The organism is Micromonospora sediminicola, from assembly GCF_900089585.1.
Lineage (GTDB): Bacteria > Actinomycetota > Actinomycetes > Mycobacteriales > Micromonosporaceae > Micromonospora > Micromonospora sediminicola.
In genome coordinates this window covers 3,280,895-3,296,966 of the sequence record NZ_FLRH01000003.1, presented here as the reverse complement: position 1 = coordinate 3,296,966, position 16,072 = coordinate 3,280,895, and the positions used below count along the sequence as shown (strand labels likewise).

Sequence of the window (16,072 nt, the reverse complement as noted above, 5' to 3'; positions counted from 1 at the left end):
CCACCGGAAGGCTCCTCGGCGTGACCGCTCTGGGCCTCACGCTCGCCGTCTCCGCCTGTGGCTCGCCGGAACGCCGGCCACCGGACGCCTCCGAGACGCCGCACGGCTACGTGGAAGGCGCCGAGGAGCTGGCCGAGGCGCAACCGGCCATCGCGTACGCCACTCGCGGTGGGCGGCGGTTGGGCCTGCTCGACCTGGCCAGCGCCGCCGAGAAGGACATCGCCCTGTCGGTCCCCGCCGCCGGGGTCACCGAGGACGGCCGCTTCGTCTACGTCGACGACGGTGACCGCACCCTGGAGATCGTCGACGGCGGGGTGTGGACCGTCGACCACGCCGACCACGTCCACTACTACCGCGCCCCGTCCCGGTCGGTCGGCACGCTGTCGCTCGACGCCCCGATCCGGACGATCGCCGGCTTCGGGACCCACACCACGGTCGGCACCGCCGACGGAAAGGTGACGGTCCTCGACCGACGCGCACTCGAGACCGGCACGATCAGCGAACTGGCCACGATCGACTCGAGCAGTTCCACACCGCTGGCCGTGCCGTACGCGGGGCAACTCCTCGTCGCCGTCGGCGACGATCCCCGGCGTCCGGCCGACCGGATCGTGGCCATGGACGCGACGGGCCGGCCCACCGGCGCCCTCGAGGCACCCTGCGCGGCACCGCGCGGGTGGGCCGTCCTGCGTGGCGGTGCGGTCATCGCGTGTGAGGACGAGGTCGTACGGGTCAAGCTGGCGGGTGACGACCTCACCGCCACGGTGCTGACCTCCCCGCGTACCCCGGTCTCACCAGGCAGGTTCGGCTACCGCCCGCGCAGCAACGAGGCGGCGGTCGCGGACCGTAGCGGCATCTGGTCGGTGAACGCCGCCAAGGCCACCCTCCGGTACGTGCCGGTCGCCGGCCGCGAACTGGTGGCCGCCGCCTCACCCGCGGACGCGAGCACGGTGCTCGCGCTCGACACCTCCGACCGGCTGATCAGCCTCGACCTCGAAACGGGCAGGATCCTCGCCGAGCGCCCGCTGCGCGCCACCGGTGTGACGCTGGACGTCGACCGCGCCTACCTGACCGACCCGGAGGCCCGCGTCGTCCATGAGATCGACTATCGCGACCGGCTGCGCACCGCCCGCACGCTGACGGTCGCCGACCGACCGGATCTAATGGTGGAGGTCGGTCGATGAGAGCACGGAAGGTCCTCGTGACGCTTCTCGCCGGCGCCCTGCTGACCGGGGGCACCGCCTGCGCCTCACCCGACACCTCGCGCATCGTGGTCACCACGAACATCCTCGGCGACGTCGTCACCGAGATCGTCGGCGACCAGGCAGAGGTCAGCGTGCTGATGAAACCCGACGCCGACCCGCACTCCTTCGCCGTCTCGGCCCGGGAGGCGCACACCATGCAGACGGCCGACCTGCTCGTCTACAACGGACTCGGGCTCGAGGAGGGCGTCCTGCGCCACGTCGAGGCGGCGGAGGCCGAGGGCGTCCACAGCGTCGAGGTCGGGTCCCGGATCGAGGCGATGGAGTACCAGGACGGCGACGCCGCCGGTCTGCCCGATCCGCACTTCTGGACGGATCCGGCGCGGGTGGCCACGGCGGTACGGCTGCTCACCGACGAGATCGTCGAGCACGTCCACGGGGTGGACGCCCGCGCGGTGCGGGAACGCGCGGAGGCCTACGGCGGGAAGGTGCGTGAGCTGGACGCGGATCTCGCGCGACGTTTCGCCGCCATCGCCCCGGAGCGCCGGGTCCTGGTCACCAACCACCACGTGTTCGGCTACCTCGCCGATCGCTACGACTTCACGGTCGTCGGCGCGATCATCCCGAGCGGCACCACGCTCGCGTCACCGAGTTCGTCGGATCTCGCCTCGCTGGTCACCGCCATCAGGGCCCACCGGGTGCCGGCGATCTTCGTCGACACCTCACAACCGGCCAGGCTGGCCGAGGTGCTCGCCTCGGAGGCCGGTATCAGCGTGAAGGTGAGCGCCCTGTACTCGGAGTCGCTCAGTGACACCGACGGCGACGCGCCCAGCTATCTGGGGATGATGCGCTTCAACGCCGAGGCGATCGTCGGCGGCCTCTCCACCTGAGACACCCCGGACGTCGGGCCGGTGGGCTCCCCGTGTACGTTAATGAAAATGGTTGTCAGTTTTAATTGAGGGGGAACTTCGTGAGGCATCGTGGAACCAACGGCGCGGCCGCCCTGGTGGCGGCTGCGCTGGCGCTCACCGCGTGCGCGTCCGAGTCGGACGACGGCACCGCACCGTCGGCCGGATCGTCCGCCGCGGCCTCGGTCAAGGAGCCGGTGGCGATCACCTACGACGGCGGTATCTACGTGCTCGACGGCGAGGCGCTGAACGTGGCGCACACCGTCGCCCTGCCCGGCTTCAACCGGGTGAACCCGGCCGGCGACGACACCGGCGTCTTCGTCTCCACCGAGTCCGGGTTCCGGGTCCTCGACGCGGCCGCCGGCAGGATGACCGACGTCAGCTACCCGGGCGCCAAGCCCGGCCACGTGGTGCGGCACGGGGACCGCACCATCCTGTTCACCGACGGCACCGGCGAGGTGCACAGCTTCGACCCGAAGAAGCTCGCCGACGGCAAGCCCGAGGGACGCCGGTACAGGACCGCCCAGCCACACCACGGCGTCGCCGTCGAACTCGCCGACGGCACCCTGGTGGTGACCCTCGGCACCGAGGAGTCCCGCCCGGGAGCCATCGCCCTGGACAAGGACGGCAAGGAGATCGCCCGCAGCGAGGAGTGCCCCGGCGTGCACGGCGAAGCCGTCGCCCAGGGTGAGACCGTGGGCCTCGGCTGCACCGACGGCGTGCTGCTGTTCGAGAACGGCGCCTTCGTCAAGGTCAAGAGCGCGGGTGCGTACGGCGCCGTCGCCACCCAGGCCGGCAGTGACAAGTCCGCCGTCCTGCTCGGCGACTACAAGGTCGAGCCGGACGCGGAGCGTGAGTTCCCCGAGCAGTTCGCGCTCATCGACACGGCCGCACGGAAGATCCAGGTCGTGCCGATGCCCGAGGGCGTGAGCTACAGCTTCCGCTCCCTGGCCCGCGGCCCGCAGGGCGAGGGCCTCATCCTCGGCACCGACGGCAAGCTGCACGTGGTCGATCCCGCCTCGGGGAAGCTGACCAGTTCGTGGCCGGTGGTCGGCGCGTGGAAGGAGCCGATGGAGTGGCAGGAACCGCGCCCGGCCCTGTTCGTCCGCGGTGACGACGCCTACGTCACCGAGCCCGCCACCAGGAAGGTGCACCGCCTCGACCTCACCACCGGCCGGGTCGTCGGATCGGTGACGCTCGACGCGGTTCCCAACGAGATCAGCGGCGCGGTGTCCGCGCACTGACCTCCCGTTCGCCGGCGGTGAGGACGAACCTCGTCCCCACCGCCGGTGGCGTTCGCGGGCACCCCCGGCGCGACGCGTCGTGCCCGACCCGCCAGGCGGGCGAGGTGATCGATCCCACCGGCTGGAACTTTCCACCCCTCGGATCCGACCAACCGGACGAACACCGATCTTCGAGGGGACACCGTCATGCCCAGCACCACCAGCGGCCGGCTCCTGCGCCCGGCGGCCCTGATCGCCGCCGCCCTCCTGGCCGCGTCCGTCGCCGCCTGCGGGTCGTCCGACGACCCGACGACCGCCGCCCCGTCGGCCTCGACGAATGCCTCGGCCTCCGCGGGCGCGACGGCCGGCGTGCTCGGCATCCGGGACCCGTGGGTGAAGGCCGCCGACAAGGGCATGACCGCGGCGTTCGGCACCCTCGTCAACGACGGCGACGCCGACCTGACGATCACCGGGGCGGCCACCGAGGTCTCCCCGATGGAACTGCACGAGATGGCCATGAAGGACGGGAAGATGGTCATGCAGGCCAAGCCGGGCGGCATCGTGATCAAGGCGCGCTCCAGCGCCACTCTCGAGCCGGGCGGCGACCACCTGATGCTGATGAACCTCAAGCAGCCGGTCAAGGCCGGCGACGAACTCAGCTTCACGCTCACCTTCGCCGACGGTCGCACCCAGACGTTCACCGCCGTGGCGAAGCCGTTCACCGGCGCCCAGGAGTCCTACGCCCCCGGCCACGGCGAATCCCCGATGCCGGAGATGAGCATGAGCCCGGCCTCATGACCGAGGGCTCCCCCACGGGCCGCCGGGTGAGCAGGCGCGGCCTGCTCACCGGCGGCGCCGTCGCCGCCGGGGGCGCGCTCGCCGGCGGCGCCGCGATCGCCGTCGCCCGACCCGACGATCCCCGGGTACGCCCCGCCGAGCCCGTCCCGGTGGCCCAGGTCGGCAGCGCGGTGGAGTCGTTCCACGGCGTGCGGCAGTCCGGCGTGACCACCGAACCGCAGGCGCACGCGGCGTTCGTCGCGTTCACCCTGAAGCCCGGCGTCGACCGGGCCGCGCTCGGGCGGATGCTGCGGCTGCTCTCCGACGACGCGGCCCGGCTCACCCGGGGCCGCCCGGCGCTGGCCGACACCGAGCCGGAACTCGGCCTGCTGCCCGCGCGGCTGACCGTCACGTTCGGCTTCGGCCCCGGCCTCTACGCCGCCGCCGGGCGCGCCGACCGCCGGCCGCCGTCGGTGGCCGACCTGCCCGCGTTCCGCATCGACCGGCTGCAACCCCGCTGGTCCGGTGGGGACCTGCTGCTGCAGATCTGCGCCGACGACCCGCTCACCGTCGCCCACGCCCAGCGCGTCCTGGTCAAGGACAGCCGACCGTTCGCCACGGTGCGCTGGGTGCAGCAGGGCTTCCGCCGGGCCGCCGGGGCCGAACCGGGCCGCACCCAGCGCAACCTGTTCGGCCAGCTCGACGGCACCGCCAACCCGAGACCCGGCACCCCCGCCGACACCGCCGTGTGGGTCACCGACGGACCGAACTGGTTGCGCGACTCCACCACGCTCGTCGTCCGCCGGATCAGCATGAACCTGGAGACCTGGGACCTGCTCGGTCGCACCGACCGGGAGATCGCCGTCGGGCGGCGCCTGGACACCGGCGCGCCGCTGACCGGCACCGCCGAGCACGACGAGCCGGACTTCGCCGCGCTCGGGCCGGACGGGCTCACCGTCATCCCCGACTTCTCCCACCTGACCCGGGCGCGGGTCACCGACGACCGGCTGAAGATCCTGCGCCGGCCCTACAACTACGACGGCGTCCCGACCGCCGAGGGGCACGCGGACAGCGGGCTGGTCTTCGCCGCCTACCAGGCCGACATCGCCCGGCAGTTCCTGCCCATCCAGCGCCGGCTGGCCGAACGGGACCTGCTCAACGAGTGGACCACCCCGATCGGCTCCGCCGTGTTCGCCGTCCCGCCCGGCTGCCCGGAGGGCGGCTGGGTCGGCCAGCAGGTGCTCGGCTGACCACCACCAGGAAGGCTCCTCCCCCGATGCGTACCCGATCCGCCGCCGCGTTCCTCGCCGCGCTGCTCGCCGCCGCCACGCTGCTGCTGGCGCCGGCCGCGCCGGCCGCCGCGCACAACACGCTCCAGGCGGCCACGCCGGCCCAGGACGCCCGGCTGACCGCCGCGCCGACGACGGTCACGCTGCGGTTCCTCCAGCAGCTCAACCCGGAGTTCACCACCATCGTGCTCAGCGACTCCGGCCAACGGAAGGTCCCCACCGGCGCCCCCGTCGTCGACGGTCCCACCGGGACGATCTCCGTCGACGAGCCGCTGGCCAACGGCACCTACACCGTCGCCTACCGGGTGGTCTCCGCCGACGGCCACCCGGTGCAGGGCTCGTACCGGTTCACCGTCGCCGACCCGGCGGCCGCGGCCGTGCCGGCACCGGCGGCTGCCACGACCGGCGGCGACGCGGGTCCGACATCGACCGCCGCGGGTCCGGCGTCCGCCGCGGCCGGCGGTGACGACGGCCCGCCGGCCGTCCTGCTCGCCGCCGGCGTGGTCGTCGTCGTGGCCGTGGCCGGCGCGGCCCTGCTGCTGTTCCGACGCCGCCGCGCCTCCTGAACCACGACGCCGGCCGAACCCGGCGTCCCGTCCGAAGTCAGGTCCGCACCGTGCACCAGCCCACGCCGTCCCCGACACCCCGTTCCCTGCCCGACACCGGCCACCCGGAGCAGGCCGGGCCCGACCGCCCGGAACAGGCCGGGCCGGACCGCCCGGAACAGGCCGGGCCGGACCGCCCGGAACAGGCCGGGCCAGGCCGCCCGGGGCGAGCCGGCCCGGCGGCCGGTGGGTGGCTCGTCGGACTGGTGGCGGCCGGTGCGGCGGTGGCCGTGCTGCTGCTCGCGCTGCGCCTCGGCGGCGCGCTCGCCGCCGCGATCCCCGGCCTGCCCGATCCCGGCCCGGTCACCACCTGGGCGCTGCCGCCGGTGCGACTGATCGCCGACGCGCTCGCCACCCTCACCGTCGGCTTCGCGGTGACCGCCGCGTTCCTGCTGCCCGGCGACGGGACGAGCGTGTCCGCGCACGGCTGGCTGCTGCTGCGCCGCGCCGGCCTGACGGCGGCCGGCTGGGCCGTGACGAGCCTGACGCTGCTGGTGCTGACCGTCTCCGACCTGCTCGGCGTGCCACTGGACCGGCTCGGTGCGGCGAGCGTGGTCAGCTTCGGCGTCGACATCGCGCAGGGCCGCTCGTTGCTGGCGCAGGCGGGGCTGGCCGCGGTGGCGGCGGTGGCGGCCCGGGTCGGCGTGTCCCGGGGCACGGCGGCGCTCGCGTCGGCGGTCGCGCTGGTCGGGTTGCTGCCGCCGGCGCTGACCGGGCACGCGGCCGGGGCGGGCAACCACCAGATCGCCGTGTCGAGCCTCGCCCTGCACGTGCTCGCGGCGGCGTTGTGGGCCGGCGGTCTGGCCGCGCTGCTGAGCATCCGGCGCAGCCGGCACCTGCCCGGGGCCGCCGCGCGGTACAGCCGGCTCGCGCTGGCCTGCTTCGTCGCCGTCGCGGTCAGCGGCCTGGCCAACGCCGCGGTACGCCTCGGCGCGGTGGACCAGTTGTGGCAGTCCCGCTACGGGTGGCTGGTGCTGGGCAAACTCGCCGCGCTGGTGGTGCTGGGGCTGATCGGCGCGGCGCACCGCACGCGTACCCTGCCGGGTCTTCGTGCCGGGCGGCGCGGCGCGTTCGCGCGGTTGGCCGCCGGGGAGCTGATGGTCTTCGCCGCGACGGTCGGCCTGGCCGTGGCGCTGTCGCGCAGTCCGACGCCGGTCGCCGAGCCGGTCGACGCCGACCCGGTGACCGAGGTGCTGGGCTTCGGCATGCCGGCCGCGCCCACGGCGGCGCACCTGCTCGGGCAGCCGCTGCCCGACCTGTTCTTCCTCACCGTGACGGTGGTCGGCATCGCCGCCTACCTGGCCGGGGTCCGCCGGTTGCGCCGAGCCGGACACCACTGGCCGGCGGCTCGCACCGCGAGCTGGGTCGGCGGCCTGCTGGTGCTGGCCGCCGCCACCGGCCTCGGTTTCGCCCGCTACGCGTACGTGCTGTTCAGCGCGCACATGGCCCAGCACATGGTGCTGTCCATGCTGGTGCCGATCCTGCTGGTCGGCGGCGCACCGGTCACGCTGGCGCTGCGGGCGCTGCGACGCCCGGCCGACGCGCAGGTGCGGGGCGCCCGGGAGTGGCTGCTGCGTGCCCTGCACAGTCGCCTCACCCGGCTGCTCACCCATCCGGTGGTGGCGCTCGGCATCTACACCGCCAGCCTCTTCGGCCTCTACTTCAGCGACCTGCTGGGCACGCTGATGCGCTCCCACCTCGGGCACCTGGCCATGCTGGGGCACTTCGTGGTCTCCGGCTACCTGCTGTTCTGGGTGCTCATCGGCGTCGACCCGGGCCGACCCCGGGTGCCCCACCCGATCCTGGTGCTCATCCACCTGGCCGCGATGATGGCGCACGGCTTCTTCGGACTCGCGCTCATGCAGACCACCACCGTCATCGCGCCGGACTGGTACCTCGGCGTCCATCCCGAATGGGCGTCGTCGCCGCTGGCGGACCAGAAACTGGGCGCCGGCATCGCCTGGGCGTTCGGCGAGATCCCGGCCGCCGTGGTCATGGTCCTGCTGGTCCGACAGTGGATCCGAGCCGACGAGCGCGAACAGCGCCGCCTCGACCGGGCCGCGGACCGGGCCGAGGTCACCGGCGAGGACGACGAGCTGGCCCGCTACAACGCGTTCCTGGCCGCCACCGCGCGCCGCGCCGACCGCAACTGATCGGAGCATCGGCGGGAACTTCCGCGCGGTCCGGTCCGACCATTCACCCGGAGACGGCAACCGCGCACACCGGCACGGCTCGACGGGCACGGGCCGGCCCGTTCCCCAATTCCTGTTTCCCGATCGGAGTTGCCCTGATGTCTGTGACCGAACTGCACGGCGACCGCGCGCCGGACTCCCCCGCCACACCGCCGGACGCCGCCCGACCGCCCCGCCGGCCCGCGCCGCTGACGGCCCTGCTGACCCGCCTGCACTTCTACGCCGGCGTCCTGGTCGCGCCGTTCCTGCTGGTCGCCGCGCTCACCGGGCTCGCGTACACGATCACGCCGCAGCTCGACGCCGCGCTCTACGGCGACAAGCTCACCGTCACCGCGGTCGGCGGGCAGCCGCGACCGCTCGCCGACCAGATCGCCGCCGCCCGCGCCGCGCACCCGGACGGCACGCTGACCTCGGTGCAGCCCGGCGCCGGCGAGCGGACCACGCAGGTGGTGTTCGCGCAGGAGGATCTCGGCGACCGGCAGCACACCGTCTACGTCGACCCGTACACCGCCGAGGTGGCCGGGCAGCTCACCACCTGGTTCGGGTCGACACCGGCCACCACCTGGCTGGACGACCTGCACCGCAACCTGCACCTGGGCGACGTCGGGCGGCACTACTCCGAGATCGCGGCGAGCTGGCTGTGGGTGCTGGCGCTGGGCGGTGTGGTGCTGTGGTGGCGCCGGCGCGCCGCCGGCCGGGCCCGCGCCCGGCACCTGCTCGTGCCCGACCTGTCCGCCGGCCGGGGAGTACGCCGCACCCGGGGCTGGCACGCCACCACCGGCGTCTGGCTCACCGTGGGTCTGCTCTTCCTCGCCGCCACCGGTCTGACCTGGTCCCGCTATGCCGGGGCGAACTTCGGCGCCGGGCTGGACGCGTTGCGCGCCGGCACCCCGGAGATCTCGACCGCGCTCGACGGCGCGCCGCCCGCCACCGGCGGTGGGGAGCACAAGCACGGCGCAACGGCCACCGCGCCGGCGGCCGACCCGGCCACGTACGACCGGGTGCTGGGCGCCGCCCGCGCCGCCGGCCTGTCCGGCCCGGTCGAGATCGCACCGGCGGCGCAGGACGGTGCCGCCTGGACGGTCGCGCAGACCGACGACACCTGGCCGGTCGCGTACGACCGGGTGGCCGTCGACCCGGCCGGCGGCACGGTGACCGCGCGCAGCGACTTCACCGACTGGCCGCTGCTGGCGAAGCTCAGCAAGCTCGGTATCCAGGCCCACATGGGCCGTCTCCTCGGTCCGGTCAACCAGGTCCTGCTCGCCGCGCTCGCGCTCGGCCTGCTCTGCGTCATCGTCTGGGGCTACCGGATGTGGTGGCAGCGCCGGCCCACCCGCGCCGACCGCCGGGCGCCGCTGGGCGCACCGCCGGCCCGGGGCGCGTGGCGCGGCACGCCGTGGTGGGCGCTGCTGGTCGGCGTGCCGATGGTGGCGGCGCTCGGCTGGGCGCTGCCCTGGTTCGGCGGCACGCTGCTCGGTTTCCTGGTGGTCGACGCCCTGGCCGGACTGCTCGCGCGCCGGCGGCGCAGCGTCCCGGTGTCACCCGCCCCGGCCGGCAGCTGACCGGCGTCCCGCCCGGCGACCCTCCACCCGGGGCCGCCGGGCGGGCCAGGCGGCCCGAAGGTGCTGGGTTACGCTGCCGGCAGCGCTGGTTCACCCGGTCGGCCCCGGCCGGGTGTCGCAAGAGGGAACCCGGTGGAAGTCCGGGACTGCCCCGCAGCGGTGAGTGGGAACGACCGCCGTCATCAGCACTGGGCCACCCGGCCCGGGAAGCGACGGCCAGTAGGCGACCTCGTGTCGTGCCCGCGAGTCCGAAGACCTGCCCGCGCCGCGCGCACCGACCGGTGCGCGCTGCCGTCGACCTCGCGGGTGGGTCGGGCGGGTGACACGCCGGACGCGAACCGTCGGCGTGCCCTCGACGATGCGCCCCGCCCGGTCGGCGGCCCGCTTCGCGAGGACGGAACCACACGTGCCCGACACCAGCACGCTCACCGGCCGACCACCGTCGGCCTCGCACCTGACCCTGTCGCAGATCATGGACCAGCACCACACCAACCTGATGGGTACGGTGCACGGCGGTCGGATCCTCAACCTGATCGACTCGGTGGCCGGCGTGGTCGCCGCCCGCCACTCCGACGGACCGGCGGTCACCGCCGCCATCGACGAGACGGCCTTCCTGCGGGCGGTGCGCGTCGGCGACGTGGTCCACGTCGACGCCCGCATCACCTGGGCCGGGCGCAGCTCGATGGAGGTGGCCGTGAAGGTCAGCGCCGACCGCTGGGACCGGGCGGTGCCGCCGGTGGACGTGGCCACCGCGCACCTGGTGATGGTGGCCGTGGACGACCACGGCCACCCCCGCGCCGTGCCGCCGCTGCGCCCCGAGACCGACGGCGACCGGCGCCGCTACCGCGAGGCGCACATCCGCCGGGAGCATCGGCTGGCGCTGCGGCGGGCGCTGCTCGACGGCGGGGGCGAGGCGTGACGGCCGGACTGCCGCCGGCCGTGCTGGCGGGTTACCTCGCGGCGATCGTGCTGCTCATGCTCACGCCGGGACCGGACATGATGTTCGTGCTCGCCAACGCCGCCCGGTACGGCGCCCGGGCCGGCGCGGTGGCCGCGCTCGGGGTCGCCGCCGGGGAGGCGGTGCACGTCGCCGCCGTGGTGGCCGGGCTCGCCACCGTGGTCGCCGCGTCGCCGGTGCTGTTCACCGCGATCCGGTGGGCCGGCGCGGCGTACCTGGTCGTGCTGGGGGTGCGGGCGTTGCGCGACGCCGGACGGCCCAACGCCTCGGCGGACCGGGCCGACGGGCGGGCCGGCCGGGCGTTCCTGCGCGGTCTGCTGACCAACCTGCTCAACCCGAAGATGATCCTGTTCAGCGTGGCGTTCCTGCCGCAGTTCGTCCGGCCCGGCGAAGGGCCGGTGGCGGCGCAGCTGGTGCTGCTCGGCGCGCTCTTCGTCGCGGTGCAGCTCACCGTCGACCTGGCGCTGGGGCTGGGCGCCGGCCGGATCGCCGGCCGGTGGGGCGACAGCCGCTGGACGCGGCGGGTCGACCGGGTCTGTGCCGTGGCGTTCGTCGCGCTGGGAATCCGGCTGGCTGCCGGTTGACGTCCGAAGTGGCCGGTGGGCGCGGCGGCGTTCACCGGCCGGGCGTGGCGCCCAGCCCGTCGTCGACCCGCCGCGGCGGCGCGGCCGGACCCGCCGGCACGTCGTCCGGCCGTTCCCGGTCGAGGTGCAGGCGCAGCAGCACCCAGCCCAGCGACACGCCGCCGATGAACAGGTAGGCGGCCTGGGTGCCGAACGTGTCCCAGCAGGTGTGCAGCGTGACGGCCGCGGCGAAGGTCAGCAGGAACGCCGCCAGCCGGCGCCCGCCCGGCGCGGCGGCGAGGGCGAACAGCGCGCCGGCGGTCAGGCCGGTCCAGGACAGGTGCGCGGCGGGCGCGGTCAGGCCCCGGATCAGCAGCGTCTGCTCGACCGTGCCGAGGTTGCCCTGCGACCCGACCAGGGCGGTGAACGCGTAGCCCATCGTCTCCAGCGCGGCGAAGCCGGCGCCGGAGGCCACCCCGATCACCAGACCCTCGCCCGGCGACCGGTGCCGGCGCCACAGCAGCAGGATCGCCACCGGCACGATCAGCTTCGCCGTCTCCTCGATCAGGCCGACGAACACCATCGGCAGCACGCCGAGGCGGTGCAGGGTGTCGTACTCCAGCCAGCCGGCCGCGACGACACCGACCACCCCGCCGACGAACGCGGCGAGGCCGACGACCGAACCGGGGACCCGCCACCGGCCGGTGCGGCCCTGCGCGAAGGTCAGGAACGTGGCCGGTGCGATGGAGGCGCCGAGCAGGATCAGCGCCGGCACGAAGTTGATGTTCCGGGTGCCGGCCAGTGTCTCCAGCACCAGCAGGAACAGCCCGACGCCGACCAACAGGACCGCGACCCACGCCCAGCGGCGCCCCAGATTCGCCATGCGCCGAGTATCGCCGTCGACACCGGCGTCCGCCATGGCGGGGGACCCGTCGACGCCACCGTGGACGCTGAGACGTTGCCGACACGCGGACGCGACATGTGGTGTTGCCTACGGGAGGCCACCGCCATATATGGTGTTCACCGCAGCTGGTTCACCCGGTCGGCCCCGGCCGGGTGTCGCAAGAGGGAACCCGGTGGAAATCCGGGACTGCCCCGCAGCGGTGAGTGGGAACGACCGCCGTCAACGAAGCACTGGGCCACCCGGCCCGGGAAGCGACGGCCAGTAGGCGACCCCGTGTCGAGCCCGCGAGTCCGAAGACCTGCCAGCGCGCCGTGCGCTGCCGCGCGCGGCGGTCGGAGGTCGCGCGGGACGACCGACGCCAGCAGCCGGGCCGGCCCTGTGCCGTGCCCGTTGGCGTCCTCCCGCCGTCCGAGGCCATCGGTGACAGCGAGGAGAGGTCATGACGGTCGTGCAGGAGAGTCCACCGTCCGAGGTGGGCGGACCGGAGCAGCGCCGGCCCGTGATGCGGGTCCGCAAGCGCGACGGCGACGTCGAGCCGGTCGACGTCAACAAGATCGTCAAGGCGGTCGAGCGGTGGGTCGCCGACCTGGACGAGGTGGACCCGCTGCGGGTGGCCACGAAGACGATCAGCGGGTTGTACGACGGCGCCACCACCGCCGAGCTGGACCGGCTGTCCATCCAGACCGCGGCGGAGCTGATCGGTGAGGAGCCGCAGTACTCCCGGCTGGCGGCCCGGCTGCTGGCCGCGTTCGTGGACAAGGAGGTACGCGGGCAACAGGTGGCGAGCTTCAGCCAGTCGATCGCGTACGGGCACGGGCTGGGGCTGATCGGCGACGGGACCGCCGCGTTCGTCTCGCGCCACGCCGACAGGCTGGACGACGCCGTGGACCCGGCCGGTGACCTGCGGTTCGAGTACTTCGGGCTGCGGACGGTGGCGGACCGCTACCTGCTGCGGCACCCGGAGACCCGGCTCGTGGTGGAGACGCCGCAGTACTGGCTGCTGCGGGTGGCCTGCGGCCTGTCGGAGACGCCGGGCGAGGCGATCGGCTTCTACCGGCTGATGTCCAGCCTGGCCTACCTGCCCAGCTCCCCCACGCTGTTCAACTCCGGCACCCGGCACACCCAGATGTCCTCGTGCTTCCTGGTCGACTCCCCCCGCGACGAGCTGGACTCGATCTACGAGCGTTACCACCAGGTGGCGAAACTGTCGAAGTTCTCCGGCGGCATCGGCATCTCCTGGTCCCGGGTGCGGGGCCGGGGCGCGCTGATCCGGGGCACCAACGGCCGCTCCAACGGCATCGTGCCGTTCCTCAAGACGCTCGACGCCGGGGTGGCGGCGGTCAACCAGGGCGGCCGGCGCAAGGGCGCGGCCTGCGTCTACCTCGAGCCGTGGCACCCGGACGTGGAGGAGTTCCTGGAGCTGCGGGACAACACCGGCGAGGAGTCCCGCCGGACGCACAACCTCAACCTGGCCAACTGGATCCCGGACGAGTTCATGCGCCGGGTCGAGGCCGACGGCGAGTGGTCGCTGATCGACCCGTCCGACGCGCCGGAGCTGCCCGACCTGTACGGCGAGGCGTTCGACGCCGCGTACCGGGCGGCCGAGAAGAAGGCGGTCCGCACGGTCCGGGCCCGGGACCTGTACGGGCGGATGATGCGCACGCTCGCGCAGACCGGCAACGGGTGGATGACGTTCAAGGACGCCGCGAACCGGCTGTCCAACCAGACCGGCGAGCCGGGGAACGTCGTGCACCTGTCCAACCTGTGCACCGAGATCCTGGAGGTCAACGACGACGCCGAGACCGCCGTGTGCAACCTCGGCTCGGTCAACCTCGGCGCGCACGTCACCGCCGACGGGGTGGACTGGGAACGGCTGCGCGCGACGGTGCGCACCGCGGTGGTGTTCCTCGACCGGGTGATCGACATCAACTACTACCCGGCCGCGCAGGCGGCGGCGTCGAACCCGCGCTGGCGGCCGGTCGGGCTGGGCCTGATGGGGTTGCAGGACGCGTTCTTCGCGCTGCGCCTGCCGTTCGACTCGGCCGAGGCGAAGGAGCTGTCCACCCGGGTGCAGGAGGAGATCTTCCTGACCGCGCTGGAGACCTCCGCCGGGCTGGCCGAACGGTTCGGCCCGCACCCGGCGTACGACCGGACCCGGGCGGCGAAGGGTGACCTGCACCCGGACCTGTGGGGCGCGGAGCCGACCCAGGTCGGGCGCTGGGCCGCGCTACGGACCCGGATCGCCGCGCACGGCCTGCGCAACTCACTGCTGGTGGCGATCGCGCCGACCGCCACCATCGCGTCGATCGCCGGCTGCTACGAGTGCATCGAGCCGCAGGTGTCCAACCTGTTCAAGCGCGAGACCATGTCCGGGGAGTTCCTCCAGGTCAACACGTACCTGGTGCGGGAGCTGAAGGCGCGTGGGCTGTGGACGCCGCAGATCCGGGACCGGATCAAGCGCGCGGAGGGCTCGGTGCAGGACGTCACCGAGCTGCCCGCCGAGGTGCGGGAGCTGTTCCGCACCGCGTGGGAGCTGCCGCAGCGGGCGCTGATCGACCTGGCCGCCGCCCGGGCGCCCTGGATCGACCAGTCCCAGTCACTGAACCTGTTCCTGAGCGCGCCGACCATCGGCAAGCTCTCCTCGATGTACCTGTACGCCTGGAAGGCCGGGCTGAAGACCACCTACTACCTGCGGTCCCGTCCCGCCACCCGGATCCAGCAGGCCACCGTCGCCGTGACCCCGGCGATCGCACCGCTCGTCGTGGCCGACGACGAGGCGCTGGCCTGCTCCCTGGAGAACCCCGAGAGCTGCGAGGCCTGCCAGTGACCACCACCGAGACCCGGCCCATGCTGCTCGACCCCGGCATGGACCTGACCCTGCGCCCGATGCGCTACCCGCACTTCTTCGACCGGTTCAAGGACGCCATCCGCAACACCTGGACGGTCGAGGAGGTGGACCTGCACGCCGACCTGGCCGACCTGGCGTCGCTGTCCCCGGCCGAACGGCACCTGGTGTCGCGGCTGGTGGCCTTCTTCGCCACCGGCGACACCATCGTCGCCAACAACCTGGTGCTCAACCTCTACCAGCACGTCAACTCCCCCGAGGGCCGGCTCTACCTGTCCCGGCAGCTGTTCGAGGAGGCGGTGCACGTCCAGTTCTACCTCAACCTGCTGGACACGTACGTGCCGGACGAGACGGAGCGGTTCGCCGCGTTCGCGGCGGTGGAGAACATCCCGTCGATCGCCCGCAAGGCCGAGTTCTGCTTCCGGTGGATCGACTCGATCCACGAGCTGCGGGAGCTACGGACGCGGGCGGACCGGCGGGCGTTCCTGCTCAACCTGATCTGCTTCGCCGCGTGCATCGAGGGGCTGTTCTTCTACGGCGCGTTCGCCTACGTCTACTTCCTGCGGTCCCGGGGCCTGCTCAACGGGCTGGCCTCCGGCACCAACTGGGTGTTCCGGGACGAGTCCATGCACATGGCGTTCGCCTTCGACGTGGTGGACACCGTGCGCGCCGAGGAGCCGGACCTGTTCGACGAGGAGATGGAGCGGCAGGTTCGGGAGATGCTCGCCGAGGCGGTGGAGTGCGAGGCGCAGTTCGCCGAGGACCTGCTGGAGCAGGGCGTGTCCGGGATGTCGCCGGCCGACATGCGCGAGTACCTCCAGCACGTGGCCGACCGGCGCCTGGCCAGCCTCGGCATCGCGCCGATGTACGGCAGCCGCAACCCGTTCGCGTTCATGGAGCTCCAGGACGTGCAGGAGCTGTCGAACTTCTTCGAGCGGCGGGTGTCGGCGTACCAGGTCGGTGTCACCGGCGGCGTCACCTTCGACGACGACTTCTAGCACGGTGGGCCCGCCCCGCGCCGGGACGGCCGGGGCGGGTCCGCAGTCC

General features: G+C 73.7%; 13 protein-coding genes and 2 riboswitches. Of the genes, 12 read left to right on the top strand and 1 reads right to left on the bottom strand.

Going from position 1 to position 16,072, the window contains the following annotated elements; all coding sequences use genetic code 11:
• Nucleotides 1-20 precede the first annotated feature (20 nt).
• The 10 genes from GA0070622_RS15695 to GA0070622_RS15650 all read left to right on the top strand — a co-directional run bounded on the left by GA0070622_RS15695 (nucleotide 21) and on the right by GA0070622_RS15650 (nucleotide 11,297).
• The gene (locus tag GA0070622_RS15695; RefSeq protein ID WP_245666334.1) at nucleotides 21-1,181 is read left to right on the top strand and encodes a hypothetical protein; all 1,161 of its coding nucleotides are present in this window, start codon (nucleotides 21-23) and stop codon (nucleotides 1,179-1,181) included.
• The gene (aztC, locus tag GA0070622_RS15690; RefSeq protein ID WP_091573979.1) at nucleotides 1,178-2,089 is read left to right on the top strand and encodes a zinc ABC transporter substrate-binding protein AztC; all 912 of its coding nucleotides are present in this window, start codon (nucleotides 1,178-1,180) and stop codon (nucleotides 2,087-2,089) included. Before GA0070622_RS15695 ends, aztC begins: the two co-directional genes overlap by 4 nt.
• Before the next feature lie 80 nt (nucleotides 2,090-2,169).
• Nucleotides 2,170-3,351 carry a zinc metallochaperone AztD gene (gene aztD, locus GA0070622_RS15685; protein WP_245666332.1) on the top strand — a complete coding sequence of 394 codons (1,182 nt, stop codon included), beginning with the start codon at nucleotides 2,170-2,172 and terminating at the stop codon, nucleotides 3,349-3,351.
• A 186-nt stretch (nucleotides 3,352-3,537) separates the two neighbouring features.
• The gene (locus GA0070622_RS15680; RefSeq protein WP_091573977.1) at nucleotides 3,538-4,128 is read left to right on the top strand and encodes a copper chaperone PCu(A)C; all 591 of its coding nucleotides are present in this window, start codon (nucleotides 3,538-3,540) and stop codon (nucleotides 4,126-4,128) included.
• Nucleotides 4,125-5,357: a Dyp-type peroxidase gene (locus GA0070622_RS15675; protein WP_091573976.1), complete on the top strand. Its 1,233-nt coding sequence runs from the start codon at nucleotides 4,125-4,127 to the stop codon at nucleotides 5,355-5,357. The genes GA0070622_RS15680 and GA0070622_RS15675 overlap by 4 nt, the downstream gene beginning before the upstream one ends.
• A gap of 26 nt (nucleotides 5,358-5,383) precedes the next feature.
• On the top strand, nucleotides 5,384-5,962 hold the full coding sequence (locus GA0070622_RS15670) for a copper resistance CopC family protein (RefSeq protein ID WP_091573975.1): 579 nt from the start codon (nucleotides 5,384-5,386) through the stop codon (nucleotides 5,960-5,962).
• A gap of 50 nt (nucleotides 5,963-6,012) precedes the next feature.
• The gene (locus tag GA0070622_RS15665; RefSeq protein ID WP_245666330.1) at nucleotides 6,013-8,154 is read left to right on the top strand and encodes a bifunctional copper resistance protein CopD/cytochrome c oxidase assembly protein; all 2,142 of its coding nucleotides are present in this window, start codon (nucleotides 6,013-6,015) and stop codon (nucleotides 8,152-8,154) included.
• Nucleotides 8,155-8,291: 137 nt separating this feature from the next.
• The gene (locus GA0070622_RS15660; RefSeq protein WP_091573974.1) at nucleotides 8,292-9,755 is read left to right on the top strand and encodes a PepSY-associated TM helix domain-containing protein; all 1,464 of its coding nucleotides are present in this window, start codon (nucleotides 8,292-8,294) and stop codon (nucleotides 9,753-9,755) included.
• A gap of 69 nt (nucleotides 9,756-9,824) precedes the next feature.
• Nucleotides 9,825-10,033: riboswitch (cobalamin riboswitch) on the top strand.
• A 128-nt stretch (nucleotides 10,034-10,161) separates the two neighbouring features.
• Nucleotides 10,162-10,674 carry an acyl-CoA thioesterase gene (locus tag GA0070622_RS15655; protein WP_091573973.1) on the top strand — a complete coding sequence of 171 codons (513 nt, stop codon included), beginning with the start codon at nucleotides 10,162-10,164 and terminating at the stop codon, nucleotides 10,672-10,674.
• Nucleotides 10,671-11,297 (top strand): LysE family translocator, encoded by a 627-nt coding sequence (locus GA0070622_RS15650; protein ID WP_245666328.1) that lies wholly within the window; start codon nucleotides 10,671-10,673, stop codon nucleotides 11,295-11,297. The genes GA0070622_RS15655 and GA0070622_RS15650 overlap by 4 nt, the downstream gene beginning before the upstream one ends.
• Nucleotides 11,298-11,328: 31 nt before the next feature.
• Here the strand turns inward: GA0070622_RS15650 and GA0070622_RS15645 are convergent, their stop codons facing one another.
• Nucleotides 11,329-12,159, bottom strand: coding sequence for a PrsW family glutamic-type intramembrane protease (locus GA0070622_RS15645; RefSeq protein WP_091573972.1), 831 nt, complete (start codon nucleotides 12,157-12,159; stop codon nucleotides 11,329-11,331).
• Between the two features lie 130 nt (nucleotides 12,160-12,289).
• Nucleotides 12,290-12,501: riboswitch (cobalamin riboswitch) on the top strand.
• 118 nt (nucleotides 12,502-12,619) lie between these two features.
• Between GA0070622_RS15645 and GA0070622_RS15640 the strand changes: the two genes are divergently transcribed.
• Both GA0070622_RS15640 and GA0070622_RS15635 read left to right on the top strand, forming a co-directional pair.
• Nucleotides 12,620-15,007, top strand: coding sequence for a ribonucleoside-diphosphate reductase subunit alpha (locus GA0070622_RS15640; RefSeq protein WP_091573971.1), 2,388 nt, complete (start codon nucleotides 12,620-12,622; stop codon nucleotides 15,005-15,007).
• A 20-nt stretch (nucleotides 15,008-15,027) separates the two neighbouring features.
• Nucleotides 15,028-16,023 carry a ribonucleotide-diphosphate reductase subunit beta gene (locus GA0070622_RS15635; RefSeq protein WP_091577471.1) on the top strand — a complete coding sequence of 332 codons (996 nt, stop codon included), beginning with the start codon at nucleotides 15,028-15,030 and terminating at the stop codon, nucleotides 16,021-16,023.
• The last annotated feature ends 49 nt before the right edge of the window (nucleotides 16,024-16,072 follow it).